The organism is Pseudomonas sp. FBCC-B1667 (genome assembly GCF_059133255.1).
In genome coordinates this window covers 652,097-678,824 of the sequence record NZ_CP101437.1, presented here as the reverse complement: position 1 = coordinate 678,824, position 26,728 = coordinate 652,097, and the positions used below count along the sequence as shown (strand labels likewise).

The window sequence follows — 26,728 nt, the reverse complement described above, 5'->3', positions numbered from 1 at the left end:
CATCGTTTATTTGCGCAACAGGCGCAAACCGTTGAACACCACCAACAGGCTAACGCCCATGTCCGCGAACACCGCCATCCACATGGTAGCGATCCCGGCGAAGGTTACCCCAAGAAAGACCGCTTTGATGACCAACGCGAGGGCGATGTTCTGTTTGAGGATGCTGGAGGTCTGGCGCGACAAACGAATGAACGCCGGAATCTTGCGCAGATCGTCGTCCATCAAGGCGACATCGGCGGTTTCGATGGCGGTGTCGGTGCCGGCTGCGGCCATGGCAAAACCGATCTCGGCCCGGGCCAGTGCCGGCGCGTCATTGATGCCGTCGCCGACCATGCCAACGTGATGGCCCTGTGCATAAAGGGCTTCGATGGCTTGCAGCTTGTCGGTCGGCAACAGGTCGCCCTTGGCCTCGTCGATGCCGACCTGCGCGGCAATCGCTTGCGCGGTGTGAACGTTGTCACCGGTCAGCATCAGGGTTTTGATCCCCAACTCATGCAGTTGCTGGATCGCTTCGCGGCTGGATTCCTTGACCGTGTCGGCCACGGCGAACAGCGCCAACGGGCCCGAATTGTCGAGCAGCAGCACGACGGACTTGCCCTGTTTTTCCAGCGCAAACAGCTTGTCTTCCAGCTCGGGCGAGCAAAGGTTCAGCTCTTCCACCAGACGATGGTTGCCCAGGTGGTAGGTCTGACCGTCGATTTCACCGCGTACACCGCGACCCGCCAGCGCTTCGAAGTTATCCACAACGCGCGACGCGAACTGTTTATCCACAGCGGCGTTGGCGATGGCCAGCGACACCGGGTGATCCGAACGACCGGCCAGCGCGGCGGCAATCGCCGGGGCGGATTCGTCAGCCGTCGGATCGAGCGACAGGTAGTCGGTCTGTACCGGTTTGCCGTGGGTGATCGTGCCGGTCTTGTCCAGGGCCAGGTAATCGAGCTTGTACCCGCCCTCCAGGTAGACGCCGCCCTTGACCAGGATGCCTTTTCGCGCCGCTGCCGCGAGGCCGCTGACGATGGTCACCGGGGTTGAAATCACCAGTGCACACGGGCACGCGACCACCAGCAACACCAGCGCGCGGTAGATCCAGTCAAACCAGACTGCGCCCATGAACAGCGGTGGAATGACCGCGACCGCGAGGGCCAGGATGAAGACCGTCGGCGTGTAGATTTTGGAAAATTGGTCGACGAAACGCTGGGTCGGCGCCCGTGCGCCCTGAGCCTGTTCGACGGCGTGGATGATCCGCGCCAAGGTCGAGTTGTTGGCCGCTGCGGTCACGGAATATTCAAGAGAACCCGCCTGATTGATAGTGCCGGCAAACACTTTGTCGCCGACGGTCTTCTCCACCGGCAGGCTTTCGCCCGTGATCGGCGCCTGATCGATGGTCGAGCTGCCCGAGACCACTTCACCGTCCAGGCCAATCCGCTCACCCGGACGTACCCGCACCTGCGCCCCGAGCTCGATGGTTTTGACGTCCTGCTCGACCCAGCTGCCGTCGGCCAACTGCACCGTGGCCTGTTCCGGGGTCATTTGCATCAAGCCGCTGATGGCGTTGCGCGCACGGTCCAGGGATTTTGCTTCGATCAACTCGGCCACGGTGAACAGAAACATCACCATCGCCGCTTCCGGCCACTGCCCGATCAGGATCGCACCGGTCACGGCGATGCTCATCAACGCGTTGATGTTCAGGTTGAGGTTCTTCAGGGCGATCCAGCCCTTTTTGTACGTGGTCAGGCCGCCGCTGAAAATCGAGACCAGCGCGATAATCGCCACCACCCAATTGGGTGCGGCATTGGTGAAGTGGATCACTTCGGCGGCCAGCGCGCCCATCCCGGACAATGCCAATGGCCACCACGGTTTTTTCTCAGGCGCTGGAGCCGGCGCTTCGACTCCCTGCTCCAGCGGCTCGGCAACCATGCCCAGCGACTTGATCGCCTCGATGATCGGCGCGGTATTCGGCAAGTCATGGGTCACGCCCAACACCCGGTTGATCAGGTTGAATTCCAGTTGTTGCACACCCGCAAGCTTGCTGAGTTTGTTCTGGATCAGCGATTGCTCGGTCGGGCAGTCCATCGCGTCGATGCGGAAGCTGCTCAGCCGCGCGCCGTCGGTCGGCGTTTCGCTCAACTTGATCAGCGATGGCGCCGCCACTTTGGCGGAACAGCAGGAATCGCCGTGCCCGCCATGCTCATGCTTCTGAACAGGCTGCAACTTGTGGCTGTGATCGTGCCCAGCCTCGTGTGTGTGGGTGTGTCGGGAATCGCTCATCGGGTCGCGTCCATAAAGGTGCCTGTTGCCAAGTAAAGACCCTGTAGCCACTATAGGGTCAAGCACCCATTTTGGAGATCGCCGTCATGAAGATCGGAGAACTGGCCAAACTGACCGATTGCGCCGTGGAAACCATCCGTTATTACGAGCGCGAAAACCTGCTGCCCGAACCGGCCCGCAGCGACGGCAACTACCGCGTCTACACCCAGGCCCACGCCGAACGCCTGACCTTCATCCGCAACTGCCGCACCCTCGACATGACCCTTGAAGAGATCCGCAGCCTGCTGGCCTTGCGCGACAGCCCGCAGGACCAGTGTGAAAGCGTGAATGCGTTGATCGATGAGCACATCCACCACGTCAAGGCGCGGATCGATGGGTTATTGGCGTTGCAGACACAGTTGCTCGACCTGCGCCAACGCTGTGGCGAAGGGCCGGAGATTGATCAGTGCGCGATTTTGCAGCGGTTGGAAGTGAGTGGCGGGGTTGTGGCGACAGAAGTGGAGCATTCCCATGTCGGGAGAAGCCACGGGCATTAAAGCCACCCTAAAACCTGTGGGAGCGGGCTTGCCCGCGATGACGGCGGCACATCCAACGTTGATGTGACTGACAAACCGCTTTCGCGGGCAAGCCCGCTCCCACAGGGTTATGTGTTAAGGCTTAGACCGCCATTGGCGCGGTCATTGGCGCGTGGTGTTGGTAGCCTTCCAGCGAGAAATCGCCCGGTTCGATCAGCTCCAGCCACTCCGGCTGATAGACGCCAGTCTTGGCAAACTCAGGCACACGGTCACTGATTACCAGTTTCGGCATGGGGAACGGCTCGCGCTTGAGCTGTTCATTCAGCATGTCCAAGTGGTTTTCGTAGACGTGCGCGTCACCAATGAAATAGGTGAACCAGCGCGGCGTATATCCGGTCAGGCGGCCGATCAGGCTCAGCAGCGCGGCGCCCTCGGTGAGGTTGAACGGCGTGCCCAGGCCCAGGTCGTTGGAGCGAATGTAGAGGGTCAGGGAAATTTCCTTGGTTTCGACATTCGGGTGGAACTGGTACAGCAGGTGGCACGGCGGCAAGGCCATTTCATCGAGCTGGGCGACGTTCCAGCCGTGGAACAAAATGCGGCGGCTGCCCGGGTCCTTGATGATGGTGTCGACGCACTGACGAATCTGGTCGATTGCCTTGTACATCACCACGTAGGCCTGACCGTCTTCTTCACCTTCCGCAATCTGGCGATAGCCTTGGTTCAAGGTCTGCTCAATCGCAGCGTTGTTGTTGACCGGGATTTGCTTGTACGCCGGCCATTTGCGCCATTGCACGCCGTAGATCTCACCGAGGTCGTCTTCGCCCTGGCGGAACGGGTTGGCCAGCCATTGCGCGTTTTCGTTGGCGTTCTGATCCCAGACCTTGCAACCCAATGCGCGGAATTCAGCGGCGTTGTTCACGCCACGCAGGAAACCGCACATTTCGCCGATGGCGGATTTGAAGGCCATTTTGCGGGTGGTGATCGCCGGGAACCCTTCTTGCAGGTCGTATCGCAGCATCGCGCCCGGAAAGCTGATGGTGTTCACGCCCGTGCGGTTGGCTTGCTTGGTGCCGTTCTTGATGACGTGGGCGACCAGTTCGAGATATTGCTTCATGAGTTACCTGTGTCCTTGAACCCGGAGGCCGTCGCCCCCGGGATTCGAATTTATACGGCTGCCGCTGGGGTCGCCGGGGCGCGGTGATACGCCAGCCAGATCAGGAACAGACCGCCGACGATCATCGGCACGCAGAGCACTTGGCCCATGGTCAGCCAGTTCCAGGCCAGATAGCCCAGTTGCGCGTCCGGTACGCGGACGAATTCGACGATGAATCGGAAGATGCCGTAAAACAGTGCGAACATCCCGGATACCGCCATGGTCGGCCGCGGCTTGCGCGAGAACAGCCACAAGATCAGGAACAGCGCGACGCCTTCCAGCGCGAACTGATACAACTGCGACGGGTGACGCGGCAACTGCGACGGATCGCTGAACGGCGGGAAGATCATTGCCCATGGCACGTCGGTCGGTTTGCCCCACAGCTCGGCATTGATGAAGTTACCGATGCGCCCGGCGCCCAAGCCGATCGGCACCATTGGCGCAACGAAGTCCATCAGCTGGAAGAACGTCTTGTTGTTCTTTTTGCCGAACCACAATGCCGCGAGCATCACGCCGATGAAACCGCCGTGGAACGACATGCCGCCCTTCCACACTTCGAAAATCAGCGTCGGGTTGGCCAGGTAGGCGTGCAGATCGTAAAACAGCACATAACCCAGACGGCCGCCGACAATGACGCCCATCGACATCCAGAAGACCATGTCGGAGAGTTTCTCCTTGGTCCAGGTCGGGTCCAACCGGTTCATCCGGCGAGAGGCCAGCAGCCAGGCGCCGCCAATGCCGATCAGGTACATCAAGCCGTACCAGTGGATTTTCAGCGGACCGATGGCCAGGGCCACCGGGTCGATCTGCGGGTAAGGCAGCATTGCGACTCCTTGTTAGAGTTGAAACCAAAATTCCCGGGCGACGCTGCCACCTCAGGATTAAGCCAGGATTGCGAAACGTGTCAGAGCAGAAAGCTCAGGCCAACGCAGAACAGCAAAGCGGCAAACAGTCTTTTCAGCAACTTCGGCGACAGCCTGTGGGCCAGTCGCGCGCCGATACGGGCGAATACCATGCTGGTCAGGGCAATCCCCAGCAGCGCCGGCAAATAGATAAAACCGAGACTATGGGCCGGCAGCAACGGATCGTGCCAGCCCAGAATCATGAAACTTAATGCACTGGCCAAGGCGATCGGCAGACCGCAGGCCGACGAGGTGGCCACGGCTTGCTGCATCGGCACACTGCGCCAGGTCAGGAACGGCACGGTCAATGAGCCGCCACCAATCCCGAAAATCGCCGAGGCCCAGCCAATCACACTGCCGGCCAGGGTCAGACCGAGTTTGCCCGGCACCGTTCGGCTGGCCTTGGGTTTGACGTCCAGTGCCAGCTGCGCGGCGATGACCAAGGCGAACACGCCGATGATCTTCTGCAAGTTCGGACCGGAGATCGCTTCGGCGGTCAGCGCGCCGACACCGGCGCCCATCAGAATGCCGACGGTCATCCAGACGAAAATCGGCCAACGCACCGCGCCACGGCGATGGTGTTCGCGTACGGCGTTGACCGAGGTAAAGATAATCGTCGCCAGGGATGTGCCGACCGCCAGATGGGTCAGGATCGATGCGTCAAAGCCCTGCAAGGTGAAACTGAAGACCAACACGGGGACGATGATGATCCCGCCACCGACCCCGAACAGCCCGGCCAGCACGCCTGCGCAGGCGCCGAGCGCCAGGTAAAGCAGAAATTCCATGGATGCATCCCCGAAGAAGTGGGGCATGGTAACGGATCGAGGGGGCAACGCTCCACTGCGCGAGGCGATGGAACGATGGACGAGGACTGCGTAGAGTGAGCAAAAAACACACAAGGACCACCTTATGTGCCTGATTGTCTTCGCCTGGCGGCCTGACCATGCCCAGCCGCTGATCGTGGCGGCCAACCGCGACGAATTCTATGCCCGCCCGAGCCTGCCGCTGGCGCAATGGCCCGAAGCGCCCAACATTTACGCCGGCCGTGACCTCGAAGCCGGTGGCACCTGGCTGGGTATCGGCGCCAATGGGCGCTTTGCGGCACTGACCAATATTCGTGATCCACATCAGCCACCATCGCGTAAATCCCGCGGTGAACTGGTGGCGGGTTTTTTGCTGGGTGACCGCTCGATTGATGACTATTTGAGCGATGTTGTCCGACGTTCCATCGAATATGCCGGGTTTAATCTGCTGATCGGCAACGCCAACGAGCTGTGGCACTTCAATGCACGGGAGTCTGAGGCGGTGATGCTGCCCCCGGGTGTCTACGGATTGTCGAACGCAGGGCTCGATACGCCATGGCCGAAATTGCTCAAGGCCCGGGCGGCGCTGGAAGAAGTGTTGGCAGACCCGCAACCGCAGGCGTTGCTGGCGTTATTGGGGGATTCGCAGACGGCGCCGTTTACCGAACTGCCGGATACCGGGGTCGGGTTGGCGACCGAGACGTTGTTGTCGAGTGTGTTCATTGCCAGCCAGAGTTATGGGACGCGGGCGAGTACGGCGTTGATTGTTCAGGCGGATGGGACGCGGCATATGGTCGAAAGAAGTTTCGGGCCGTATGGGGGGCATCTGGGGGAAGTGGAGATCAGGCTTTAGTTGTGTGTTGTCTTGACTGGCCTCTTCGCGAGCAAGCCCGCTCCCACATCTAACCGAGTTCTCATAGAAGAATGCGATCGAATGTGGGAGCGGGCTTACTCGCGAAGGGTCCGCAATAGGTTTAGAGGGTCTTGACCGAAGCCGGATTGATCATCTTCGCCAAACCAAGGTTCTTCAGCGCCAGTTGCAGCGAGCTGTGGATAACTTGCGGGTTGTCGATGGTCATCAGTTCCGCGAGCAAATCCTTGGCCTTGCTCAGGTTGATCTGACGCAGCATCCACTTCACTTTCGGCAGGTTGGTGGCGTTCATCGACAGGCTGTCGAAGCCCATCGCCATCAACAGCACCGCCGCAGCCGGGTCACCGGCCATCTCACCGCAAATGCTCACCGGCTTGCCTTCGGCATGGGCATCACGCACCACGTTCTGCAACGCCTGAAGCACCGCCGGGTGAAGGTAGTCGTAAAGGTCGGCCACCCGCGGGTTGTTGCGATCCACCGCCAGCAGGTACTGGGTCAGGTCGTTGGAGCCGACCGACAGGAAGTCCACTTGCCGCGCCAATTCCTTGGTCTGATACACCGCTGCCGGAATCTCGATCATCACGCCGATCGGCGGCATCGGCACGTCGGTGCCTTCGTCGCGGACTTCGCCCCAGGCCCGGTGAATCAGGTGCAGGGCTTCTTCGAGTTCGTGGGTGCCGGAGATCATCGGCAGCAGGATCCGCAGGTTGTTCAAGCCTTCGCTGGCCTTGAGCATGGCGCGAGTCTGCACCAGGAAGATTTCCGGGTGATCAAGCGTGACGCGAATCCCGCGCCAGCCGAGGAACGGGTTGTCTTCCTTGATCGGGAAGTACGACAACGCCTTGTCGCCGCCGATGTCCAGGCTGCGCATGGTGACCGGTTGCGGATGAAACGCGGCGAGCTGCTCGCGGTAGATCGCCAGTTGCTCCTTTTCGCTCGGAAATCTCTGGTTGATCATGAACGGCACTTCGGTGCGGTACAGACCCACGCCTTCCGCGCCACGCTTCTGCGCCCGCGCCACGTCCGCCAGCAGGCCGGTGTTGACCCACAACGGCATGCGGTGGCCATCGAGGGTCACGCATGGCAAGTCGCGCAGGGTGTCGAGACCGAGCGCCAGTTGTTTTTCTTCTTCCACCACTTCGGCGAATTGCTTGCGCAACACTTCGCTTGGGTTGGTATAGACCTCGCCACGGGTGCCATCGACGATCAATTCGATGCCGTCGACCTTGGCGTACGGCAGGTCGACCAGCCCCATCACCGTCGGGATGCCCATCGCCCGGGCGAGGATCGCGACGTGGGAGTTACCCGAGCCGAGTACCGAGACCAGACCGACCAGCGTGCCCTCGGGCACCTCGCCGAGCATCGCCGGTGTCAGCTCTTCGCTGACCAGAATGGTTTTTTCCGGGTAGACCAGGTTCTGCTGACGCTCTTCCTGCAAGTAGGCGAGCAGGCGCCGGCCGAGGTCCTTGACGTCGGAGGCGCGCTCACGCAGGTAGGCGTCGTCCATCAATTCGAAACGGTTGACGTGCTCAGTGACCACTTGGCGCAACGCACCCTGGGCCCACTGGCCGGTCCTGATCACGGTGGTGACTTCGTTGCCCAATGCGGCATCGTCGAGCATCATCAAATAGACGTCGAACAAGGCCCGTTCTTCGGGACGCAGCTGCGAGGCCAATTTGGCCGACAACGCGCGCATGTCGGCGCGCACGCCTTCGATGGCGGTCTTGAACAACGCCAGTTCGGCGTCGATGTCGAGGATGGTCTTGTCCGGCACCACGTCCAGATCGGCCGGTGGCAACATGACCACCGCCGTACCGACCGCCGCACCCGGCGAACCCGGCACGCCGACAAACTTGGCCTCCTGGATGCCCTTGCCCTGACGGCCCAGGCCGCGGATCGAACCGGTAGCTTCGGCGTGAGCAATTACACCGGCAAGCTGCGCGCTCATGGTCACGAGGAAGGCTTCTTCACCTTCATCGAACTGGCGGCGTTCTTTTTGCTGGATGACCAACACGCCGACGACGCGGCGGTGGTGAATGATCGGCGCCCCGAGGAAGGAGGCGTAGCGCTCTTCACCGGTCTCGGCGAAGTAGCGATAGCGCGGGTGATCCGCCGCGTTTTCGAGGTTCAGCGGTTCTTCACGCGTGCCGACCAGGCCGACCAGACCTTCGTTGGGTGCCATGCTGACTTTGCCGATCGAGCGCTTGTTCAAGCCCTCGGTGGCCATCAGTACGAAGCGGTTGCTCTCGGGGTCAAGCAGGTAGACCGAGCAGACCTGGCTGCCCATGGCCTCTTTGACGCGCAATACAATAATGCCCAACGCCGCCTTGAGATCCTTGGCGGAGTTAACTTCCTGGACGATCTTGCGCAGCGTATTGAGCATGGCTCGGGGTCGAACTCCGTCGTCAGTCGCGCGTTAAAAGGCGCGGGGCAAGCTCTTTGAGAGCGCGTCGATACACCTCGCGCTTGAATGTCACCACCTGGCCTAACGGATACCAATAGCTGACCCAGCGCCAGCCATCGAATTCCGGTTTACCGGTCAAATCCATCCGCACCCGCTGCTCGTTGGAGATCAGGCGCAGGAGAAACCATTTCTGTTTCTGGCCGATGCACAGCGGTTGGCTGTGGGTACGGACCAGACGTTGCGGCAAACGATAGCGCAACCAGCCCCGGGTGCAGGCGAGAATTTCAACATCTTCGCGCTCCAGACCCACTTCTTCGTTCAACTCGCGGTACAAGGCGTCTTCCGGCGTCTCCTGGGGGTTGATACCGCCCTGAGGAAACTGCCAGGCATCTTGATTGATACGGCGAGCCCATAGCACCTGTCCGGCATCATTCGTGAGAATGATCCCGACATTGGGGCGGAAACCATCGGGGTCGATCACGGCAACAACCTCGCAAACGCATGTCGCCGCATTGTTCCACAAAGGTTGTGAAAGCAGCAACGCGCCGACCGACCTTATGTGCACTCTTGTGAAAAGTCCGTATTCTGAGCACCTTTTCTACAGACTTTTCAGCGAGTAACTGCAATGCGTCTGGCTTTATTCGACTTGGACAACACACTTCTGGGCGGCGACAGTGACCACGCCTGGGGCGATTACCTGTGTGAGCGCGGCTTTCTCGACGCCGTCGCCTACAAGGCACGCAACGACGAGTTCTATCAGGATTACCTGGCCGGCAAGCTGGATAACGACGCTTACCTGAACTTCTGCCTGGAAGTCCTCGGACGCACCGAGATGGCCACGCTGGATCAATGGCACCTCGATTACATGCGCGATTGCATCGAGCCGATCGTGCTGCCGCAAGCCATCGACTTGTTGGCCAAGCATCGCGATGCCGGCGACAAACTGGTAATCATCACCGCGACCAATCGTTTTGTGACCGGGCCGATTGCCGCGCGCCTTGGCGTCGAAACCCTGATCGCCACTGAATGCGAAATGCTCGATGGCCGCTATACCGGGCGCAGCACCGACGTTCCATGCTTCCGTGAGGGCAAGGTGACGCGTTTGAACAGGTGGCTGGAAGAGACCGGGTATTCCTTGGAGGACAGCTATTTCTATAGCGACTCGATGAATGATTTGGCGTTGCTGGAGCAGGTGGCGAATCCGGTGGCGGTGGATCCGGATCCGAATTTGCGTGCCGAGGCCGAGAAGCGTGGCTGGCCGGTGATTTCGTTGCGCGGCTGATATCGCCGTCGCGAGCAAGCCCGCTCCCACCTTTAACCGTATTTCTCTGAGGGCACTCGGTTAACTGTGGGAGCGGGCTTGCTCGCGAAGGGGTCAACCCGGTCTCAAGCCTTAAACAGGCTTGGCCCCCATCAACCCCGCAATGGCGATAAAGCAGACAAAACTGAACAACGCCAAGGCAAAGGTAAACCTCCCCACCCCTCCCGGCGTCTTGCGCAGGTTGTTAAGCCGCACCAACAACCAAAACCACGCCAACGCCGCAACGGTGTAAAGCACACTCGACGCCAACAACCACGTCTGCCCCAACGGCCAGCCCACCAGATGCACCATCCCCCAGCCGGTGAACGGCATGCTCAACAGTGCCAACCCCATCAACAGCCAGATGAACACCCGTGGCCGTTGCAGGGTACGGCTGGCGGCGGTCGCGTCACCTTTGCGTCGCGCGATAAAAACCCAGATCCCCAGGCCCAGCGCGCTGATCAGCAACACCACCGTTGCAACCATGTGCGCCACTTTCAGGGCCGTTAACGTTTCCATTGTCCGATTTCCTTATGACCTGCCCATCAGCGTAGCCGCTCAGCCCAGAAACAGCTTGTAGGCCGGGTTATCGCTTTCGTCCCAGTACGGGTAACCGATTTCTTCCAGCGCGGCCGGCACCAGATGACGCTCGTCATGAGGCACTTGCAGGCCCGCAACCACTCGACCGTCCGCCGCACCGTGGTTGCGGTAGTGGAACATCGAGATGTTCCAGCGCCCGCCCAGCTTGTTGAGGAAGTTGAACAGCGCGCCGGGACGCTCCGGGAATTCGAAGCGCAGGATCACTTCATCGACTACATGCGCCGCACGACCGCCGACCATGTGGCGGATGTGCAGTTTCGCCAGTTCGTTGTCGGTCAAGTCCAACACCGGGAAGCCCTGCTCGGTCAGGCTCGCCAGCAGCGCACTGCGCGGGTCGGTTTCCGGGTGCGTCTGCACGCCTACAAAGATGTGCGCTTCGCTGCCGGTGTTGTAGCGGTAGTTGAATTCGGTGATCTGGCGCTTGCCGATGGCTTCGCAGAACGCCTTGAAACTGCCCGGTTTCTCGGGAATGGTCACGGCGATGATCGCTTCACGGCCCTCGCCCAGTTCGGCGCGTTCGGCGACATGGCGCAAACGGTCGAAGTTGACGTTGGCGCCGGAGTCGATGGCCACAAAGGTATGGCCGGTGAAGCCGTTCTGCTCGACGTATTTCTTGATCCCGGCCACGCCCAGTGCGCCCGCCGGTTCAGTGATCGAGCGGGTATCGTCGTAGATATCCTTGATCGCCGCGCAGATCTCGTCGGTACTGACCGTGATCACGTCATCGACATAATCTTTGCAGATATCAAACGTGTGCTGGCCGATCTGCGCCACCGCCACGCCATCGGCGAAGATGCCCACGGTCGGCAAGACCACGCGCTCGCCAGCCGCCATCGCAGCTTGCAGGCAATTTGAATCGTCCGGCTCGACGCCGATGATTTTGATTTCCGGGCGCAGGTATTTCACGTACGCCGCGATGCCGGCGATCAGGCCGCCGCCACCGACCGGCACGAAGATCGCATCGAGACGGCCAGGGTGCTGGCGCAGAATCTCCATCGCCACGGTGCCCTGCCCGGCGATGGTGTGGGGATCGTCGTACGGGTGGATGTAGACGTAGCCTTTTTCGTCGACCAGTTTCAGCGAGTAGGCCAGGGCTTCCGGGAACGAATCCCCGTGCAGCACCACTTTGCCGCCGCGCGAACGCACGCCTTCGACTTTGATTTCCGGGGTGGTCTTGGGCATGACGATGGTGGCTTTGACGCCCAACACCTTCGCCGCCAGGGCCAGGCCTTGCGCATGGTTGCCCGCCGAAGCCGTGACCACGCCGCGAGCACGCTCTTCATCGCTCAGCTGAGTCAGCTTGTTGTAAGCGCCGCGAATCTTGAACGAGAACACGGGCTGCAGGTCTTCACGCTTGAGCCAGACACTGTTGCCCAGCCGCTCGGAGAGCTGGCGGGCAGTCTGCAATGGGGTTTCTACGGCAACGTCATAAACGCGCGAGGTGAGGATCTTTTTGACGTACTGTTCGAGCATCGGAAAGCATCACTGAGCGGGTTGGGCAGGGCCAAGGAGTCTAACCCGGCTTTCGGCCGGGCGACCACACTAAACAGGTGGTTTTAGCCCTCCGCAGGCGATGAAGATCCATTGTGGCGAGGGGGCTCGCCCCCGTTCGGCTGCGAAGCAGTCGTAAAATTGACTGATGCGGTCTGCTTGAAGGAATGCTGGGGAGCGCTTCGCGCGCCAACGGGGGCAAGCCCCCTCGCCACAAAGGGTTGTGTACTTCTGCCAATCGGGCAATGACCTTCCCCGCCTCGAAGCCTATAATGCCGGCCTTTAGTTTCCTCCTTCGGCACCTCGGAGCCCGCATGACCCAGGATCAACTCAAACAGGCAGTGGCTCAGGCCGCCGTCGACTTCATCCTCCCGAAACTCGACGACAAGAGCATTGTCGGGGTCGGCACCGGCTCCACTGCCAACTGCTTCATCGATGCCCTGGCCAAGCACAAAGGCGCGTTCGACGGCGCGGTCGCCAGCTCCGAAGCCACCGCAGCCCGCCTCAAAGGCCACGGCATTCCGGTGTATGAGCTGAACACTGTGAGCGACCTGGAGTTCTACGTCGACGGCGCCGATGAAAGCGACGAGCACCTGAACCTGATCAAGGGCGGCGGCGCAGCCCTGACCCGCGAGAAGATTGTCGCGGCCGTGGCCAAGACCTTCATCTGCATCGCCGACGCCAGCAAACTGGTGCCGGTCCTCGGCGCGTTCCCGCTGCCGGTCGAAGTGATCCCGATGGCCCGCAGCCACGTGGCCCGCGAGCTGGTCAAACTGGGCGGCGACCCGGTTTACCGCGAAGGCGTGTTGACCGACAACGGCAACATCATCCTCGACGTGTTCAACATGCAGATCACCAACCCGGTTGAACTGGAACGCCAAATCAACGCGATTGTCGGCGTGGTCACCAATGGTTTGTTCGCGGCGCGTCCGGCGGACCTGCTGTTGCTGGGCACCCACGAAGGCGTGAAAACCCTGCGCGCCGAGTAAGCCTCAACACCTGTGGGAGCGGACAGGCTCGCTCCCCCAGTGGTTTGTAGCGAACACACAATCTGCGCATGACTGGGGTGCTCTTAGGGTTGTGCGGGTTTTTTGAAGACGTAGAACAGGTTCGGTTCGCTGACGAGGTACATCGTGCCGTCGTCGTCCATGGCGATGCCCTCCGCTTGCGGCACGGTTTTTTGCAGGCCCTGGCGACCCTTGCTCAGTGACAGGGTACTCAGCGGTCGACCGTCCACATCCAGTTCAATAATCAGCCGCGACTCGTCGGACAGCGCCAGCAAATGGCCGCTGCGTTCGTCGTATTGCAGGCTCGACAGGTCTCGCACAAACATCCCGGCATCGCGCCTGGGGTTGTTCACCACGTGCACGGCGTAGGATTTCTCCGGGTTGTAATGCGGGAAGCCCTGCACTTCGTAGATCAGCATCGGGTCGCGCTCCTTGGCGACGAACAACCGTTTGCCCACCGAATCGTAAGCCAGCCCTTCAAACCCCTTGTTACTGCCCATGTGCACACCGAGAACCATCTGCTCGGCGTCCGCCCCGTCAAGGAACGTCGTGTCCGGCTCCAGGCGAATCTTGATCAGTCGTTGCTGGCTCTCATCGGTGATCACGTAGGTGTCGGCGCTGATGAACTCCACCGCTTCCGGATCACCGAAACCAATCAAGGCCACCCGCCGCAGGATCTTGCCCTCAAGCGACAGCTCGATCAGCTCGGAATTTTTGTTGGTGACCGTGAACAGGCTTTTGCGCACCGGATCGAACGTCAACGCCGAGACGTTATCGTCCAGCCCGTCGATAACCCGCGCCTCGATGTCGACCCGATATTGATCCAGGCCAATAGATACGCTGCTCTGCGGCTGCCAAAGCTTATGCAGGTTGAACCAGGCACGCTCGAACAGGCGCATGTATTGGCCGACCGCAACCAGCGCGATCAGTGCAATCACTGACAGGATCAAAACGAGGGGTTTGGGACGGGCAAGTCGACGCATTCAGGCGAGCTCGAAAACAAAACGGGCGGATGAAATATCACGCCCGTATGAATTCAAGCTTAATGGCCGGTGGCTTGCGACCACAACCACGAGTGTGTAGCGACTATTTCTGCTTTTCGAAGCGGTAGAACAGGTTGGGTTCACTGACCATGTACATGTTGCCCGCCTCGTCCATGGTCACGCCTTCGGCCCGGGGAATGGTATTTTTCAGACCATTGAAACCGCCCAACAGGGCGATGAAGCTGACTTGCTCACCCTTTTTGTCCAGTTCCATCAACAAGTGCGAGTCGGCGGACAGCACCAGCATGTGGCCCGTGCGCGGGTCGATGGCCAAAGCAGACAGGTTGCGCATGTCCAGCGCATGGCTGGCCAGCTTCAGCTTGTCACCGGTCAGGACCCGGCCGTCACCTTTCCAGGCAAACAAGGCCGGCGGACGCTCTTCGCCCAGCAGCAACTGCTGGTTTTGCGAATCCCAGGTAACCCCTTCAAAGGCCTTGTTCTGGTCTTTCGAAGGCCCAAGGTCGTACTTCGTAAAGTCGGCGATGTTCAATTCACGGGTGTCGGCATCGACCTTGACGACGGTGATCAGGTGCTCGCGCTCATCGACAATCGCCAGCAGGCCGTTGCCCAGCACGGTGACACCTTCCGGGTTGCTCCAGCCCACCAGCGGCATTTTGCGCAGCACATCGCCCTGCAAATTCAGCTCGACCAGAAACGGGTTCTTGCCCATGACCGAGAACAGGGTTTTGGTCTGAGGGTCGTAGGCGAGATCCGAGGCTTCGTCCTTTTCCATGCCCGGCAACGCTTTGGCATCGATCACTGCCCGGTAGTCCGGAAGCCAGATACTGGCCTGACGCTCGGCCGGACTCTTGAATTGCTCTTTCACCCAGAGGATGCCGCGATTGTCCCAATGCATCGCAAACGCGACGCCGTACGCGATGACCGCCACCAGCAACAGCCAGACATACCAACGCATCGCGAAGCGCGACCGACGGGTTGTATTGAGAGAGGACAGCGGTGGGGTGGCCATGGAGGGATGCGTTCCAGAAATTCAGGCTAGGGGTAATAGCACAATTGAGGTCGGCTCAGACGCCGCAAGCCCCGGAATTATCCAGACGAAATGTGAAAAAAACGGGAAATGGCGGGATTGCCCTGCCTGCCGCGGGGCTTGAGTCCACAAAAAACCAATGCGGGAGCGAGCTTGCTCGCAATGGCGCTATAACAGACAACTTGAATGTTGAATGTTATGGCCTCTTCGCGAGCAAGCCCGCTCCCACAGGGTTTTTGCGGTGTCGGGGGTTAACGCACGCTGCTGGTGAAGCGACTTGCGCCAGGCAACTCCAGAACGATCTCGTCCCCGACATTCAGCGGGCCAACGCCCACTGGCGTACCGGTCAGGATCACATCACCGGCCTGCAGCGAGAAGCAACCGGCCATGTGCTGGATCATTGGCACGATCGGATTGAGCATCGCGCTGCTGTTGCCATCCTGGCGGATTTCGCCGTTGATGGTCAGGCGGATGCCGATGTCGGTCAGATCAGCAAAGGTGCTGCCGGACACGAACGGCGCGACAACTGCCGCGCCGTCGAACGACTTGGCGATTTCCCACGGCAGGCCCTTGGATTTCAGCTCGGCCTGCTTGTCGCGCAATGTCAGGTCCAGCGCCGGGGCGAAACCGGAGATAGCGTCCAGCACTTCCTCGCGGCTCGGTTTGGTCGACAACGGCTTGCCGATCAACACGGCAATTTCGGCTTCGTAGTGCACCGAACCGCGCTCGGTCGGAATGGTGAAACCGCCTTCCAGCGGCACCACGCAACTGCCCGGTTTGATGAACAGCAGCGGCTCGGTGGGCACCGGGTTATCCAGTTCCTTGGCGTGTTCGGCGTAGTTGCGGCCGATGCACACCACTTTCCCCAGCGGGAAATGAATACGCGTACCGTCGACATACTGGTGCTGATAGCTCATTACCGACTCCTGATTCGTGCTCTTAACGTTCGAAAATCAAACAGCGAAGATCTTGCCCGGGTTCATGATGCCGTTCGGGTCGAACACCGCTTTGACCGCTTTCATGTACTCGATCTCAACCGGCGAGCGGCTGTAGGTCAAGTAATCACGCTTGGTCATGCCCACGCCGTGCTCGGCGGAGATCGAACCGTTGTACTTCTCGACGGTTTCAAACACCCACTTATTCACCGTCGCGCACTTGGCGAAGAACTCGTCCTTGCTCAGGTTTTCCGGCTTGAGGATGTTCAAGTGCAAGTTGCCGTCGCCGATGTGGCCGAACCAGACGATTTCGAAGTCCGGGTAGTGTTCGCCGACGATGGCGTCAATTTCCTTGAGGAACGCCGGGACTTTCGACACGGTGACCGAAATGTCGTTCTTGTACGGCGTCCAGTGGGAGATGGTTTCGGAGATGTATTCGCGCAATTTCCAGAGGTTCTGCAGTTGGGTTTCGCTCTGGCTCATCACGCCGTCCAGCACCCAGCCCTGCTCGACGCAGTGTTCGAAGGTTTCCAGTGCGTGGTTGGCCACTTCTTCGGTGGTCGCTTCGAATTCCAGCAATGCGTAGAACGGGCAATCGGTTTCAAACGCCGCCGGCACGTCGCCGCGCGCCATGACCTTGGCGAGGGCCTTGTCGGAGAAGAATTCGAAGGCGGTCAGGTCAAGTTTGCTCTGGAACGCGTGCAGCACCGGCATGATCGAGTCGAAATCGGCGGTGCCGAGAACCATCGCGGTGAGGTTTTTCGGCGCACGGTCGAGACGCATGGTCGCTTCGACGACAAAACCGAGGGTGCCTTCGGCGCCGATGAACAGTTGACGCAGGTCGTAGCCGGTGGCGTTCTTGATCAGGTCGCGGTTCAGTTCCAGCAGGTCGCCCTTACCGGTCACGACTTTCATGCCGGCAACCCAGTTACGGGTCATGCCGTAGCGAATGACCTTGATCCCGCCGGCATTGGTGCCGATGTTGCCGCCAATCTGGCTGGAACCTGCCGAAGCGAAGTCCACCGGGTAGTACAGGCCTTTTTCTTCAGCGACGTTCTGCAAGTGCTCGGTCACGACGCCTGGCTGACAAACGGCCGTGCGGTCGGTGAGGTTCACCTCGAGAATCTGGTTCATGTAGTCGAACGACACAACCACTTCGCCATTGGCTGCCACCGCTGCAGCGGAAAGCCCGGTACGTCCACCGGACGGCACCAGTGCCACCTTGCGCTCATTGGCCCAACGGACAATGGCTTGCACCTGTTCGGTGGTCTTGGGAAACACGATGGCGGTCGGGGCCGGGGCGAAATGCTTGGTCCAATCCTTACCGTAAGCATTCAGGGAGTCGGCGTCGGTCAGCACCTTGCCAGGCTCAACCAGGGTCTTCAGCTCATCAATCAGCGCAGGATTGGTCATCGACAGAACTCTCGAACAATTCATGGTCATCCTGAGAACGCTTCACGTCGCAGGAATGAGTGTTTAGCGGGGTGCATATGCTAGCATACCGACCCCGCAGCATAGTGCCCAACGGCCATTCTGCGGTGACGGCTTTCTTGCCGTCCGGGTCAGCGTCTGCTGGCTATTTCCTGCCATTTTTCTCCGGGATACAGGTTTACGCAGATGAGCAAGACTTCTCTCGATAAGAGCAAGATCAAGTTCCTTCTTCTCGAAGGCGTCCACCAATCGGCTGTCGACGTTCTCAAGTCGGCGGGCTACACCAGCATCGAGTACCTCACCGGTTCTCTGCCGGAAGCCCAGCTGAAGGAAAAGATCGCTGATGCGCACTTCATCGGCATTCGCTCCCGCACTCAACTGACCGAAGAAATCTTCGATCACGCGAAGAAGCTGGTCGCGGTCGGCTGTTTCTGCATCGGCACCAACCAGGTTGACCTGAACGCAGCGCGCGAGCGCGGGATTGCGGTGTTCAACGCACCGTACTCCAACACCCGCTCCGTCGCGGAGCTGGTGCTGGCCGAAGCGATCCTGCTGCTGCGCGGCATCCCTGAGAAGAACGCTTCCTGCCACCGTGGCGGCTGGATCAAGAGCGCGGCCAACTCCTTCGAGATTCGCGGCAAGAAGCTGGGCATCGTCGGTTACGGTTCGATCGGTACTCAACTGTCGGTCCTGGCTGAAGGCCTCGGCATGCAAGTGTACTTCTACGACACCGTGACCAAGCTGCCACTGGGTAACGCCACCCAGGTCGGCAACCTGCACGAGCTGCTGGGCATGTCCGACATCGTTACCCTGCACGTTCCGGAAACCGCGGCGACCCAGTGGATGATCGGCGAGAAGGAAATCCGCGCGATCAAGAAGGGCGGCATCCTGATCAACGCCGCTCGCGGCACCGTGGTCGAACTGGACGCCCTGGCGGACGCGATCAAGGACAAGCACCTGATCGGCGCGGCCATCGACGTGTTCCCGGTGGAGCCACGCTCCAACGACGAAGAGTTCGAAAGCCCGCTGCGCGGCCTGGACAACGTGATCCTGACCCCGCACATCGGTGGTTCCACCGCTGAAGCGCAAGCCAACATCGGTCTGGAAGTGGCAGAAAAACTGGTCAAGTACAGCGACAACGGTACATCCGTATCGTCGGTGAACTTCCCGGAAGTGGCCCTGCCGGCTCACCCTGGCAAGCACCGTCTGCTGCACATCCACGAGAACATTCCGGGTGTGATGAGCGAGATCAACAAGGTGTTCGCCGAAAACGGCATCAACATCTCGGGTCAGTTCCTGCAGACCAACGAGAAAGTCGGTTACGTCGTGATCGACGTCGACGCCGACTACTCGGAAATCGCCCAGGAGAAACTGCAGCACATCAACGGCACCATTCGTTGCCGCGTGTTGTTCTGATTTCGACTTGAGCGACAAAAAAAGGAGCCCTCAGGGGCTCCTTTTTCATGGGCGCGGTTCTTTATTCCGAGCAGGTCACTTGACGTTGACCGTGATTTTTTTCGACACGATCGGTGGATCGAAAGCCATGTGGGCTTTGTCACCCAGCTCCAGTTGCAAGGTGTGCTTGCCGGGAGTCAGCGTGAGCTCGGTTTCGGTCTGCGCCTTGCCGAAATGCACATGATTGGCGTCTGCCGGAATAACCGAACCCGCAGGAATGACCTCCTTGGCATCGATCAGCAAGTGGTGGTGGCCCGTATTTTTGGTCTCATCACCCGCCGGGGCCAGCGATACGTTCTCGACAGCGAATTTAACCTTGAAAGTTTGCGGGACAGTCCCACCGTCTTCAGGAGAGACGATGGACACTTCGGCACCTTTAGGCGCCGGCGTGGCAGCACTGGCCAGCACCGAAGCACCCATCAGCAGGCCAGCCATAGCCGCACGAGACATAAACGTTTTCATTCTCTTCTCCAGTTTTTTCGTAAAATCCGCGTGACCATGACAACTTCATGGTCAATCGTTGTCGAAGGCACTCGACAACCATAGCAAAGCGAGCCTGAACCAGAGCATCGCGATAATGAATTCAAAGGAGTGACCATGCGCTTTTGGCCTGGCCTGATCTGCCTGATACCCCTTTTGAGCCCTTTGGCTCATGCCGAACTGATTGACGACATCAACGACCGTGGCGAACTGCGCATTGCTCTTGAGGCTAATACCCCGCCCTTCAATTTCAAGGATGAAGGCAAACTCGCCGGCTTTGAAGTCGAACTGGGCCAACTGCTGGCCAACGAACTCGATGTCCGCCCCGACTTCGTCGTGACCGACTCGGGCGATCTGTTGACCGGCGTAGAAAGCGGCAAGTACGACGTCGCCATCAACCACATAGCAATGACCCCGGATCTGAAGGATCGTTTCGATTTCAGCGAGCCTTACCTTCAAACCAAGGCGCAATTAGTCGCGCAGAAAGAAGAGCCGCGCTCGATGTTGCTGGTGCAGTCGTTTGCCGAAGAGAAACCCAAGGCCAATCCGCCGGTGGGTCTGGCGATTCCGTTTCAGAAGGGCAACCCGGCGTTTCATGCCAGCCTGGAAAACGCGTTGCAGCGGATCAAGGACGATGGCCGGATGGCGGCGCTGGAGAAGAAGTGGTTTGGGGCAGATGCGGGCGCGGCGCCAAAACCCTGATTTCAGGATGTACGAATAACCCCTGGGGGTTGGTGTCAGTCGAGAGAACTCAGTACTGCAGCCGCCTCCGCTAACTCAAGCTCACTGAAAACCTGCACGCCATTACGCTTGAGCAACGCCGCCGTCACGCCTTCGCCCGCCACCTTCACGCCATTGAAGCTTCCGTCATACGTCAGCAAATTCCCGCAAGACGGACTATTGGCCTTGAGCACGGCAATGCGGATGCCGTGCTTTTGCACCAGTTCCAGGGCCTGATAAGCCCCCGACAAAAACTCGGCACTGACATCCTCACCCTCGGTGGTGATTACGCTGGCGTGCCCCTCCAGCACGTCAGCGCCCTGCCCGCCGGGAATTTCCGCGGCGGCCCTGGGTGTCGGCAAGCCACCAGCCACTTCAGGGCACAACGGGATGACCCGGCCTTCGTCCAGCCACTGCTGAAGCTGATCGAATGGCCCGCTCGCCCCGCCGTCGTAACGTACGCGGTGGCCCAGCAGGCAGCGGCTTACCAGGATTTTTTGCATGATCAGAATGGCTCGTTGCCCCGACGTCGGAACCAGCCGGTCAATGACAGGCGATCCCGGGTCGCGGGCAGGACTTCGTGGGGGACTTCGCCCGACAGAAACACCACTAGGCATCCGCCGACAGGTTCCACATCGTAGGCCCGGTCTTCCTCCAGATACAGGCGCAACTGTCCGCCGTGCTCGGGTAGCCAACCTTCATTGAGGTACACCACCGCCGAGACCATGCGCCGGTCGTCATCGCGGAAACGGTCGACGTGCCTGAGGTAAAAAGCGCCGGGCGGGTACAGCGCGAAATGGCTTTCGAAATCCTCCAGGCCCAGAAACAAATCGCGGTTCATTGCTTCGCGCAGGCTGTCCATCAATGCCAGATAGCCGTCGCACGCCTCGGCCTGGCCGGGATCGATCCATTGGATATGGTCGCCGCGAATCCCCTCGCGAACCTCCGATGACGGCCCTCGGCCCACTGCAGCAGGGGCCAGTTCACCCTCGGCGGCACGTTTACGGCACTCAGCCGCCAGCGCCCGGGTCAGATCCTCAGGCAGGAAAATGTTCTGTTGCGACCAGCCGTTTGCAGCCAGGTCGTCAACGATACGTAACAGCAGCGGGTGATCAGAGGGTATTTGCATGCCGCGCATAGTATTCCTGTGCCTGAAAATCCGACAGAGCCACGCAGCGGGTTGATACGAATTCTCGACAAGTACGGATGCCACACGGAGAATAGTCGCCTGCTGACAGGAGTCCCTATGCGCCGGTTGCTTTTTTCATTGTTGATGCTCTGTGTTTTGCCCGCTTGGGCAGACGGCCACGACCAGTTGTACAAGGTCGCCGGTTGGCCAGATCAACGCGCGCATTTCAACGACGCGCTGACGGCCGCACAACAGCGCTACGAGAGCAGCCTGCCACCGGCGGTGTTTCAGGCGCTGGTCAACAACAGCAATCAGCGTTTTGCTCCGCAGTCGGTCGATCAGCGCGCCGAAGCACAATTGCGCAAGAGCCTGGCCGATCCAAAACCGGCACTGACCTTCTTCCAATCGCCCCTGGGCAAAAAAGTCGTGGCCGCCGAGTTGCTGGCCACCCGTCGCGACCAACTGGCGAAAAACGCCAAGGGCCTGCCGAAGATGCAGGCCAGCGACAGCCGTCAATTGATTATCGGCCACCTGGCCCAGGCGCTGCCTGCTCGCGAGGCGGGTGCCGAGGTCAGCCTGGCGATTGCCGGTGTCGCGGCGGACAGCCTGAGTTCGATGATCCCCGGGTTACTCGGTGGTGGACAGGCGCAAGGGATGTTGAACGGTCAGCGTCAGCGTTTGATGGACCAGATCGGCAGTGACCTGAACAACACGCTGCTGTATGTCTATCGCGACCTGTCGGATAACGAACTGGAAGAGTTCGCCACGTTTGCCGAGTCCACCGAGGGCCGGGCTTATTACCAGGCTGCGCTGGCGGCGATTCGGGCGGGGTTGGCGGTGGGGCAAAGTACTTCGAATCTCGCCCAGTAATTTTCGGCGCCAGGGAAATCGCCTTCGCGAGCAAGCCCGCTCCCACATTTAACCGAGTTCGCTCAGGGGAGTGCGGTCAAGTGTGGGAGCGGGCTTGCTCGCGAAGGGGCCATGACTGTCGCTACAAATTCCGGCCTTTAATCCGCTTGCTCAAAAACCCGAAATACTCCTCCCGCATCACCAACGTCTCATTCGCCAGATGATGCCGCGCCTCGGGCAACATCAACACCTGAGGCCGATCGAACTTGGCCTTCAACACCTCAAGGTTATGCTCCCAATCCACCGTCATGTCCGCCTGCCCCTGCACGATCAGCGGCCGACGCAGGCTGTTCGGTGCTGCTTCGATTCGCTTGATCCAGCGCGACAACGCCCCGACCCACGCCGTTGGCAAACGCAGCGGCTGCAACGGATCGGCCTGCAGGAACGGCAGGAAATCAGGGTCGTTGGAGTTCTCGCTGAAGCGCCGGGCGATGGCTTTGACGAACGGTTTGAGCAGGTAATAGCTGAGCTTTGACCAGCCCCAGGCACGCGGCCGAACCAGGGGTGACAACAGGATCACCTGGCCTTGCGCCGGACTGTCTGCGCCGTGGTTGAGCACATGATCGATCACGATCGCCCCGCCCGTGCTCTGCCCGCACAAGTGCCAGGGCTGAGGCAAATCAATGGACAACGCCTCGGCGAACAACCCTTGCAGCGTGTCCTGATACTCGGCGAACTCCTTGATGCTCGCCCGCTCGCCGCTGGACAGACCATGCCCCGGCAGATCGCAGGCGATCACGGCGAACCCCTGATCCAGCGCCCACTCAATCACATGGCGGTAGAGCCCGGCGTGATCGTAGAAACCGTGGAACAGGAACAACGTCGCCTTCGCCCGTTCCGGCCACCAGAACTGGCTGACCAATTGATAGCCATCGATTTCAAAACGCCCCAGCCCGCTACGCAATGTACGCCCCGGAAAATCCAGCCCGTAAAAATGCTGATACGCCATCGCCTCGCTCGACAGCGCCTGTCCTTCGGCCAGTGGCCGCAGGCTGGCGCGCAAATGATCGGGGGCAAACGTCGCTGACATGAAGGATTCCAGAGCGTTAAACGAACTTAATAAGCCTGCGATATTCATCTGTCGCAGCAAGCATGGCAAGCTAGCCCGCCTTCCAGGATGAAACTCATGCGCCCGTTCTACCGCCCCACGCTGCTTGCCAGCCTGCTCGCCCTTGTGTGTGCCGGGGTCCTGTGGGCCGCGTATGACTGGTTTCAAGGGCGCTACTTGCGGGCGTTCAGCGAACACACTGCCGTATTTTCCGGCGACCCTTTGCGCTTGCCCGACGACCTCGCCGGCCCCGGCGCCATCCGCCTGGTGCACTTCTGGGACCCGGCCTGCCCGTGCAACGTCGGCAATCAGCAACACCTGAGTGAGCTGGTCGAACGCTATGTGCCCCAGGGCGTCGAGTTTTATGCCGTGCAAAAACCCGGCAGCCACGGCCAGCTACCCACCACATTGAGCAGCCTGAAAACCCTCACCGTGCTGCCCGGTTCCGACCAGATTCCCGCCAGCCCGGCCGTGGCGATCTGGGATCGCAACGGCAAACTGGCGTATTTCGGCCCGTACAGCGAGGGCGTGACCTGCAATTCGAACAACAGCTTTATCGAACCCATCCTGCAAGCCCTGAACGAAGGTCGCACGGTGAACGCAACGCATACGCTGGCCATCGGTTGTTACTGCCCTTGGCCGATCGAAGTGAAGTAAGGCATACCAGACTTTTGCAGGACCGCGATGCCCGGCACAGGAGGTCTGTGCTACATGTTGGCAGCCCACACGGGCGGCAATCCAAAAAGAACAAGGAGTCACCATGAAACGCGTCTTGACCGTACTGGCCTTGCTGGTTGTCGTGCTCGCCATCGGGGTCGGCGGATATGTGTACAGCAAGCAGCCGACGCGCCAGGGCCAGGTGGAGTTGCAACGCCTGCAAGGTTCGGTGAGCGTGCGCTACGACGAGCGCGGCGTGCCGCATATCCGCGCGGAAAACGAAGCCGACCTCTACCGCACCCTCGGCTATGTGCAGGCTCAGGACCGCTTGTTCCAGATGGAGGCCATGCGCCGCCTGGCCCGTGGTGAGCTGGCCGAGATCCTCGGCCCGAAACTGATCGACACCGACAAACTGTTCCGCAGCCTGCGCATCCGCGAACGGGCTGACAGCTATGTCGCCGCGCTGGATCGGCAATCGCCGGCCTGGAAGGCCCTGGAAGCCTATCTGGACGGCATCAATCAATATCAGGACACGCACGCAGCGCCTGTCGAGTTCGATGTGTTGGGCATCCACAAACGCCCGTTCACGGCGCAAGACAGCATCAGCGTCGCCGGCTACATGGCGTACAGCTTTGCCGCGGCGTTTCGCACCGAACCGTTGCTGACGTTCGTGCGCGATCAGTTGGGCGCCGACTACCTGAACATCTTCGACCTCGACTGGCAGCCCAAAGGCGTCCTGGCCCAAGGGCATTCCAAGCCTGCGCCACTGCTGTCCACCAGCGACTGGAAAGACCTGAACGCCCTCGCCCGCCTGAGCGAACAGGCACTGGCCGACAATGGCCTGCCGCAATTCGAGGGCAGCAACGCCTGGGCCATTTCCGGTAGCCACACCAAAAGCGGCAAACCGCTGCTGGCCGGCGACCCGCATATCCGCTTCTCGGTCCCGGCGGTCTGGTACGAGGCGCAACTCTCGGCGCCGGGCTTTGAGCTGTATGGCCACCATCAGGCATTGGTGCCGTTTGCGTTTCTCGGCAACAACCTGGACTTCGGCTGGAGCCTGACCATGTTCCAGAACGACGATCTGGACTTGATTGCCGAGAAAACCAACCCGGACAACCCGAACCAGGTCTGGTATCGCGGCAAGTGGGTGGACATGGTCACCACCGAGCAACAGATCGTCGTGAAGGGACAAGAAGCGGTCAAGCTGACGCTGCGTCAATCGCCCCACGGTCCGATCATCAACGATGCGCTTGGCACGGCGGCCGGCAAGACGCCGGTGGCGATGTGGTGGGCGTTCCTTGAAACACCGAACCCGATTCTCGATGGCTTCTATCAGCTCAACCGCGCCGACACGCTGGCCAAGGCGCGCGCCGCTGCAGCCAAGGTTCAGGCACCGGGTTTAAACATCGTCTACGCCAACGCCAAGGGCGACATCGGCTGGTGGGCTTCGGCGCTGCTGCCCAAGCGCGCGGCCGGGGTGAAACCCGGTTTCATCCTCGACGGCAGCACCAATCAGCCGGACAAGGACGGTTTCTATCCGTTCAGCGCCAACCCGCAGGAAGAGAACCCGGTGCGCGGTTACATTGTCTCGGCCAACTTCCAGCCGCTGTCGCCGACCGGCATGGAAATTCCCGGTTATTACAACCTGGCTGATCGCGGTCAGCAGCTTAATCGCCAACTCAGCGACAAAAACGTGAAATGGGATATCGACGCCAGTCAGAAGCTGCAATTGGGCACCACCACCGCTTACGGCCCGCGCCTGTTGGCGCCGTTGTTGCCGGTGCTGCGTGAGGTGGTGAGCGATCCCGCCGAACTGAAACTGGTGGAACAACTGGTGCAGTGGAAAGGCGACTACCCGCTGGATTCGACCAGCGCTACGCTGTTCAATCAGTTCCTGTTCAACCTCGCTGACGCGACGATGCACGATGAATTGGGCAATGATTTTTTCGAAACCTTGCTCTCGACCCGCGTGATCGATGCCGCACTGCCGCGCCTGGCTGCCACGCCTGATTCACCGTGGTGGGACAACCGCAACACCCTCGGCAAGGAAACCCGCGCTGACACGGTCAAGGTGGCCTGGCAAGCGAGCATTGCCCACCTCAAGACCACCCTCGGCGCGGATTCGACGCAGTGGCAGTGGGGCAAGGCGCATACCCTGACCCATGGCCATCCACTGGGCGTGCAGAAGCCGCTGGATCGGGTCTTCAACGTCGGGCCGTTCGACGCACCCGGCACCCACGAAGTGCCGAACAACCTCTCGGCGAAAATCGGCCCGGCGCCCTGGCCGGTGACTTATGGCCCGTCGACGCGGCGTCTGGTGGATTTTGCCGACCCGGCTCACAGCCTGACCATCAACCCGGTCGGCCAGAGCGGCGTACCGTTCGACAGTCATTACGATGACCAGGCCGAGGCGTATGTCGAAGGGGTGTACTACGAAGCGCATTTCAACGACGAAGAGGTCACGGCCAATACGCGCAGTACCTTGAAGTTTTTGCCGGCGCGGGCAGTGCCTTAGATTTTTGGTGTCTGGACTGACGCTATCGCGAGCAAGCTCGCTCCCACATTAGACCGTGGCCGTCCAGACAACTCGGTCAACTGTGGGAGCGAGCTTGCTCGCGA

The 26,728-nt window shown here is 60.3% G+C and carries 25 protein-coding genes; 9 read left to right on the top strand and 16 right to left on the bottom strand.

Going from position 1 to position 26,728, the window contains the following annotated elements; translation table 11 throughout:
* Positions 1-6: 6 nt before the first annotated feature.
* Positions 7-2,268 carry a heavy metal translocating P-type ATPase gene (locus NL116_RS02935; RefSeq protein WP_494375945.1) on the bottom strand — a complete coding sequence of 754 codons (2,262 nt, stop codon included), beginning with the start codon at positions 2,266-2,268 and terminating at the stop codon, positions 7-9.
* Between the two features lie 86 nt (positions 2,269-2,354).
* Here NL116_RS02935 and cadR point away from each other — a divergent pair, with 86 nt between their 5' ends.
* On the top strand, positions 2,355-2,804 hold the full coding sequence (cadR, locus tag NL116_RS02930) for a Cd(II)/Pb(II)-responsive transcriptional regulator (protein ID WP_494375944.1): 450 nt from the start codon (positions 2,355-2,357) through the stop codon (positions 2,802-2,804).
* A 121-nt stretch (positions 2,805-2,925) separates the two neighbouring features.
* On the opposite strand, the gene NL116_RS02925 is transcribed toward cadR, so the two are convergent.
* From NL116_RS02925 to NL116_RS02915, 3 genes are all read right to left on the bottom strand, one after another.
* Complete coding sequence (locus NL116_RS02925) at positions 2,926-3,897, bottom strand: thymidylate synthase (protein WP_494375943.1); 972 nt, start codon at positions 3,895-3,897, stop codon at positions 2,926-2,928.
* Between the two features lie 50 nt (positions 3,898-3,947).
* Positions 3,948-4,760 (bottom strand): prolipoprotein diacylglyceryl transferase, encoded by an 813-nt coding sequence (gene lgt / locus NL116_RS02920; protein ID WP_494375942.1) that lies wholly within the window; start codon positions 4,758-4,760, stop codon positions 3,948-3,950.
* A gap of 80 nt (positions 4,761-4,840) precedes the next feature.
* Positions 4,841-5,623, bottom strand: coding sequence for a sulfite exporter TauE/SafE family protein (locus NL116_RS02915; protein WP_494375941.1), 783 nt, complete (start codon positions 5,621-5,623; stop codon positions 4,841-4,843).
* Positions 5,624-5,747: 124 nt separating this feature from the next.
* Between NL116_RS02915 and NL116_RS02910 the strand changes: the two genes are divergently transcribed.
* Positions 5,748-6,494: an NRDE family protein gene (locus NL116_RS02910; protein WP_494375940.1), complete on the top strand. Its 747-nt coding sequence runs from the start codon at positions 5,748-5,750 to the stop codon at positions 6,492-6,494.
* A gap of 121 nt (positions 6,495-6,615) precedes the next feature.
* Here the strand turns inward: NL116_RS02910 and ptsP are convergent, their stop codons facing one another.
* Positions 6,616-8,895, bottom strand: a complete 2,280-nt coding sequence (gene ptsP, locus NL116_RS02905) for a phosphoenolpyruvate--protein phosphotransferase (RefSeq protein ID WP_494375939.1) — start codon at positions 8,893-8,895, stop codon at positions 6,616-6,618.
* A gap of 22 nt (positions 8,896-8,917) precedes the next feature.
* Complete coding sequence (locus NL116_RS02900) at positions 8,918-9,397, bottom strand: RNA pyrophosphohydrolase (protein ID WP_007945562.1); 480 nt, start codon at positions 9,395-9,397, stop codon at positions 8,918-8,920.
* 144 nt (positions 9,398-9,541) lie between these two features.
* On the opposite strand from NL116_RS02900, the gene NL116_RS02895 reads away from it, so the two are divergent.
* Positions 9,542-10,198 carry a histidinol-phosphatase gene (locus NL116_RS02895; protein WP_494375938.1) on the top strand — a complete coding sequence of 219 codons (657 nt, stop codon included), beginning with the start codon at positions 9,542-9,544 and terminating at the stop codon, positions 10,196-10,198.
* Positions 10,199-10,309: 111 nt separating this feature from the next.
* Here NL116_RS02895 and NL116_RS02890 read toward each other — a convergent pair whose 3' ends face one another.
* Both NL116_RS02890 and ilvA read right to left on the bottom strand, forming a co-directional pair.
* Complete coding sequence (locus tag NL116_RS02890) at positions 10,310-10,735, bottom strand: DUF2269 domain-containing protein (protein ID WP_494375937.1); 426 nt, start codon at positions 10,733-10,735, stop codon at positions 10,310-10,312.
* 39 nt (positions 10,736-10,774) lie between these two features.
* Positions 10,775-12,289 (bottom strand): threonine ammonia-lyase, biosynthetic, encoded by a 1,515-nt coding sequence (ilvA, locus tag NL116_RS02885; protein WP_494375936.1) that lies wholly within the window; start codon positions 12,287-12,289, stop codon positions 10,775-10,777.
* A gap of 332 nt (positions 12,290-12,621) precedes the next feature.
* Between ilvA and rpiA the strand changes: the two genes are divergently transcribed.
* Entirely contained in the window at positions 12,622-13,296 is a 675-nt protein-coding gene (gene rpiA, locus NL116_RS02880; RefSeq protein ID WP_494375935.1) for a ribose-5-phosphate isomerase RpiA, read from the top strand.
* 83 nt (positions 13,297-13,379) lie between these two features.
* Here rpiA and NL116_RS02875 read toward each other — a convergent pair whose 3' ends face one another.
* The 4 genes from NL116_RS02875 to NL116_RS02860 all read right to left on the bottom strand — a co-directional run bounded on the left by NL116_RS02875 (position 13,380) and on the right by NL116_RS02860 (position 17,693).
* Positions 13,380-14,297: an SdiA-regulated domain-containing protein gene (locus tag NL116_RS02875; protein ID WP_494375934.1), complete on the bottom strand. Its 918-nt coding sequence runs from the start codon at positions 14,295-14,297 to the stop codon at positions 13,380-13,382.
* 103 nt (positions 14,298-14,400) lie between these two features.
* Positions 14,401-15,327: an SdiA-regulated domain-containing protein gene (locus NL116_RS02870; protein WP_494375933.1), complete on the bottom strand. Its 927-nt coding sequence runs from the start codon at positions 15,325-15,327 to the stop codon at positions 14,401-14,403.
* Positions 15,328-15,596: 269 nt separating this feature from the next.
* A complete protein-coding gene (locus NL116_RS02865) occupies positions 15,597-16,262 on the bottom strand; it encodes a fumarylacetoacetate hydrolase family protein (protein ID WP_494375932.1) in 666 nt (221 codons plus the stop codon).
* Between the two features lie 36 nt (positions 16,263-16,298).
* Positions 16,299-17,693 (bottom strand): FAD-binding oxidoreductase, encoded by a 1,395-nt coding sequence (locus tag NL116_RS02860; RefSeq protein WP_494377994.1) that lies wholly within the window; start codon positions 17,691-17,693, stop codon positions 16,299-16,301.
* Positions 17,694-17,897: 204 nt separating this feature from the next.
* Here NL116_RS02860 and serA point away from each other — a divergent pair, with 204 nt between their 5' ends.
* The gene (gene serA, locus NL116_RS02855; RefSeq protein ID WP_027926502.1) at positions 17,898-19,127 is read left to right on the top strand and encodes a phosphoglycerate dehydrogenase; all 1,230 of its coding nucleotides are present in this window, start codon (positions 17,898-17,900) and stop codon (positions 19,125-19,127) included.
* 75 nt (positions 19,128-19,202) lie between these two features.
* Here the strand turns inward: serA and NL116_RS02850 are convergent, their stop codons facing one another.
* Positions 19,203-19,628, bottom strand: coding sequence for a DUF4399 domain-containing protein (locus tag NL116_RS02850; protein WP_494375931.1), 426 nt, complete (start codon positions 19,626-19,628; stop codon positions 19,203-19,205).
* A 135-nt stretch (positions 19,629-19,763) separates the two neighbouring features.
* Here NL116_RS02850 and NL116_RS02845 point away from each other — a divergent pair, with 135 nt between their 5' ends.
* On the top strand, positions 19,764-20,348 hold the full coding sequence (locus NL116_RS02845; protein ID WP_494375930.1) for a transporter substrate-binding domain-containing protein: 585 nt from the start codon (positions 19,764-19,766) through the stop codon (positions 20,346-20,348).
* Between the two features lie 35 nt (positions 20,349-20,383).
* Here NL116_RS02845 and NL116_RS02840 read toward each other — a convergent pair whose 3' ends face one another.
* Both NL116_RS02840 and NL116_RS02835 read right to left on the bottom strand, forming a co-directional pair.
* On the bottom strand, positions 20,384-20,869 hold the full coding sequence (locus NL116_RS02840) for a 2-thiouracil desulfurase family protein (RefSeq protein ID WP_494375929.1): 486 nt from the start codon (positions 20,867-20,869) through the stop codon (positions 20,384-20,386).
* Between the two features lie 2 nt (positions 20,870-20,871).
* Positions 20,872-21,504, bottom strand: a complete 633-nt coding sequence (locus NL116_RS02835) for a 2OG-Fe(II) oxygenase (RefSeq protein WP_494375928.1) — start codon at positions 21,502-21,504, stop codon at positions 20,872-20,874.
* 108 nt (positions 21,505-21,612) lie between these two features.
* Here NL116_RS02835 and NL116_RS02830 point away from each other — a divergent pair, with 108 nt between their 5' ends.
* The gene (locus tag NL116_RS02830) at positions 21,613-22,365 is read left to right on the top strand and encodes a DUF2059 domain-containing protein (RefSeq protein WP_494375927.1); all 753 of its coding nucleotides are present in this window, start codon (positions 21,613-21,615) and stop codon (positions 22,363-22,365) included.
* A 121-nt stretch (positions 22,366-22,486) separates the two neighbouring features.
* Here NL116_RS02830 and bipL read toward each other — a convergent pair whose 3' ends face one another.
* Positions 22,487-23,434 carry a phospholipase BipL gene (gene bipL / locus NL116_RS02825; RefSeq protein ID WP_494375926.1) on the bottom strand — a complete coding sequence of 316 codons (948 nt, stop codon included), beginning with the start codon at positions 23,432-23,434 and terminating at the stop codon, positions 22,487-22,489.
* A gap of 96 nt (positions 23,435-23,530) precedes the next feature.
* On the opposite strand from bipL, the gene NL116_RS02820 reads away from it, so the two are divergent.
* The gene (locus NL116_RS02820) at positions 23,531-24,109 is read left to right on the top strand and encodes a DUF6436 domain-containing protein (protein WP_494375925.1); all 579 of its coding nucleotides are present in this window, start codon (positions 23,531-23,533) and stop codon (positions 24,107-24,109) included.
* A gap of 103 nt (positions 24,110-24,212) precedes the next feature.
* Entirely contained in the window at positions 24,213-26,624 is a 2,412-nt protein-coding gene (locus NL116_RS02815; RefSeq protein WP_494375924.1) for a penicillin acylase family protein, read from the top strand.
* Positions 26,625-26,728 lie beyond the last annotated feature (104 nt).

Excerpts from the sequence above, each read along its gene's own strand:
- NL116_RS02895 (WP_494375938.1), top strand. The coding sequence starts at position 9,542 with ATGCGTCTGGCTTTATTCGACTTGGACAACACACTTCTGGGCGGCGAC.
- NL116_RS02850 (WP_494375931.1), bottom strand. The coding sequence starts at position 19,628 with ATGAAAACGTTTATGTCTCGTGCGGCTATGGCTGGCCTGCTGATGGGT.
- NL116_RS02860 (WP_494377994.1), bottom strand. The coding sequence starts at position 17,693 with ATGACCAATCCTGCGCTGATTGATGAGCTGAAGACCCTGGTTGAGCCT.
- NL116_RS02935 (WP_494375945.1), bottom strand. The coding sequence starts at position 2,268 with ATGAGCGATTCCCGACACACCCACACACACGAGGCTGGGCACGATCAC.
- NL116_RS02910 (WP_494375940.1), top strand. The coding sequence starts at position 5,748 with ATGTGCCTGATTGTCTTCGCCTGGCGGCCTGACCATGCCCAGCCGCTG.
- NL116_RS02835 (WP_494375928.1), bottom strand. The coding sequence starts at position 21,504 with ATGCGCGGCATGCAAATACCCTCTGATCACCCGCTGCTGTTACGTATC.
- NL116_RS02870 (WP_494375933.1), bottom strand. The coding sequence starts at position 15,327 with ATGGCCACCCCACCGCTGTCCTCTCTCAATACAACCCGTCGGTCGCGC.
- serA (WP_027926502.1), top strand. The coding sequence starts at position 17,898 with ATGAGCAAGACTTCTCTCGATAAGAGCAAGATCAAGTTCCTTCTTCTC.
- NL116_RS02875 (WP_494375934.1), bottom strand. The coding sequence starts at position 14,297 with ATGCGTCGACTTGCCCGTCCCAAACCCCTCGTTTTGATCCTGTCAGTG.
- NL116_RS02820 (WP_494375925.1), top strand. The coding sequence starts at position 23,531 with ATGCGCCCGTTCTACCGCCCCACGCTGCTTGCCAGCCTGCTCGCCCTT.
- ilvA (WP_494375936.1), bottom strand. The coding sequence starts at position 12,289 with ATGCTCGAACAGTACGTCAAAAAGATCCTCACCTCGCGCGTTTATGAC.
- bipL (WP_494375926.1), bottom strand. The coding sequence starts at position 23,434 with ATGTCAGCGACGTTTGCCCCCGATCATTTGCGCGCCAGCCTGCGGCCA.
- NL116_RS02845 (WP_494375930.1), top strand. The coding sequence starts at position 19,764 with ATGCGCTTTTGGCCTGGCCTGATCTGCCTGATACCCCTTTTGAGCCCT.
- NL116_RS02815 (WP_494375924.1), top strand. The coding sequence starts at position 24,213 with ATGAAACGCGTCTTGACCGTACTGGCCTTGCTGGTTGTCGTGCTCGCC.
- NL116_RS02915 (WP_494375941.1), bottom strand. The coding sequence starts at position 5,623 with ATGGAATTTCTGCTTTACCTGGCGCTCGGCGCCTGCGCAGGCGTGCTG.
- ptsP (WP_494375939.1), bottom strand. The coding sequence starts at position 8,895 with ATGCTCAATACGCTGCGCAAGATCGTCCAGGAAGTTAACTCCGCCAAG.
- NL116_RS02830 (WP_494375927.1), top strand. The coding sequence starts at position 21,613 with ATGCGCCGGTTGCTTTTTTCATTGTTGATGCTCTGTGTTTTGCCCGCT.
- NL116_RS02925 (WP_494375943.1), bottom strand. The coding sequence starts at position 3,897 with ATGAAGCAATATCTCGAACTGGTCGCCCACGTCATCAAGAACGGCACC.
- lgt (WP_494375942.1), bottom strand. The coding sequence starts at position 4,760 with ATGCTGCCTTACCCGCAGATCGACCCGGTGGCCCTGGCCATCGGTCCG.
- NL116_RS02890 (WP_494375937.1), bottom strand. The coding sequence starts at position 10,735 with ATGGAAACGTTAACGGCCCTGAAAGTGGCGCACATGGTTGCAACGGTG.
- rpiA (WP_494375935.1), top strand. The coding sequence starts at position 12,622 with ATGACCCAGGATCAACTCAAACAGGCAGTGGCTCAGGCCGCCGTCGAC.
- NL116_RS02840 (WP_494375929.1), bottom strand. The coding sequence starts at position 20,869 with ATGCAAAAAATCCTGGTAAGCCGCTGCCTGCTGGGCCACCGCGTACGT.
- cadR (WP_494375944.1), top strand. The coding sequence starts at position 2,355 with ATGAAGATCGGAGAACTGGCCAAACTGACCGATTGCGCCGTGGAAACC.
- NL116_RS02865 (WP_494375932.1), bottom strand. The coding sequence starts at position 16,262 with ATGAGCTATCAGCACCAGTATGTCGACGGTACGCGTATTCATTTCCCG.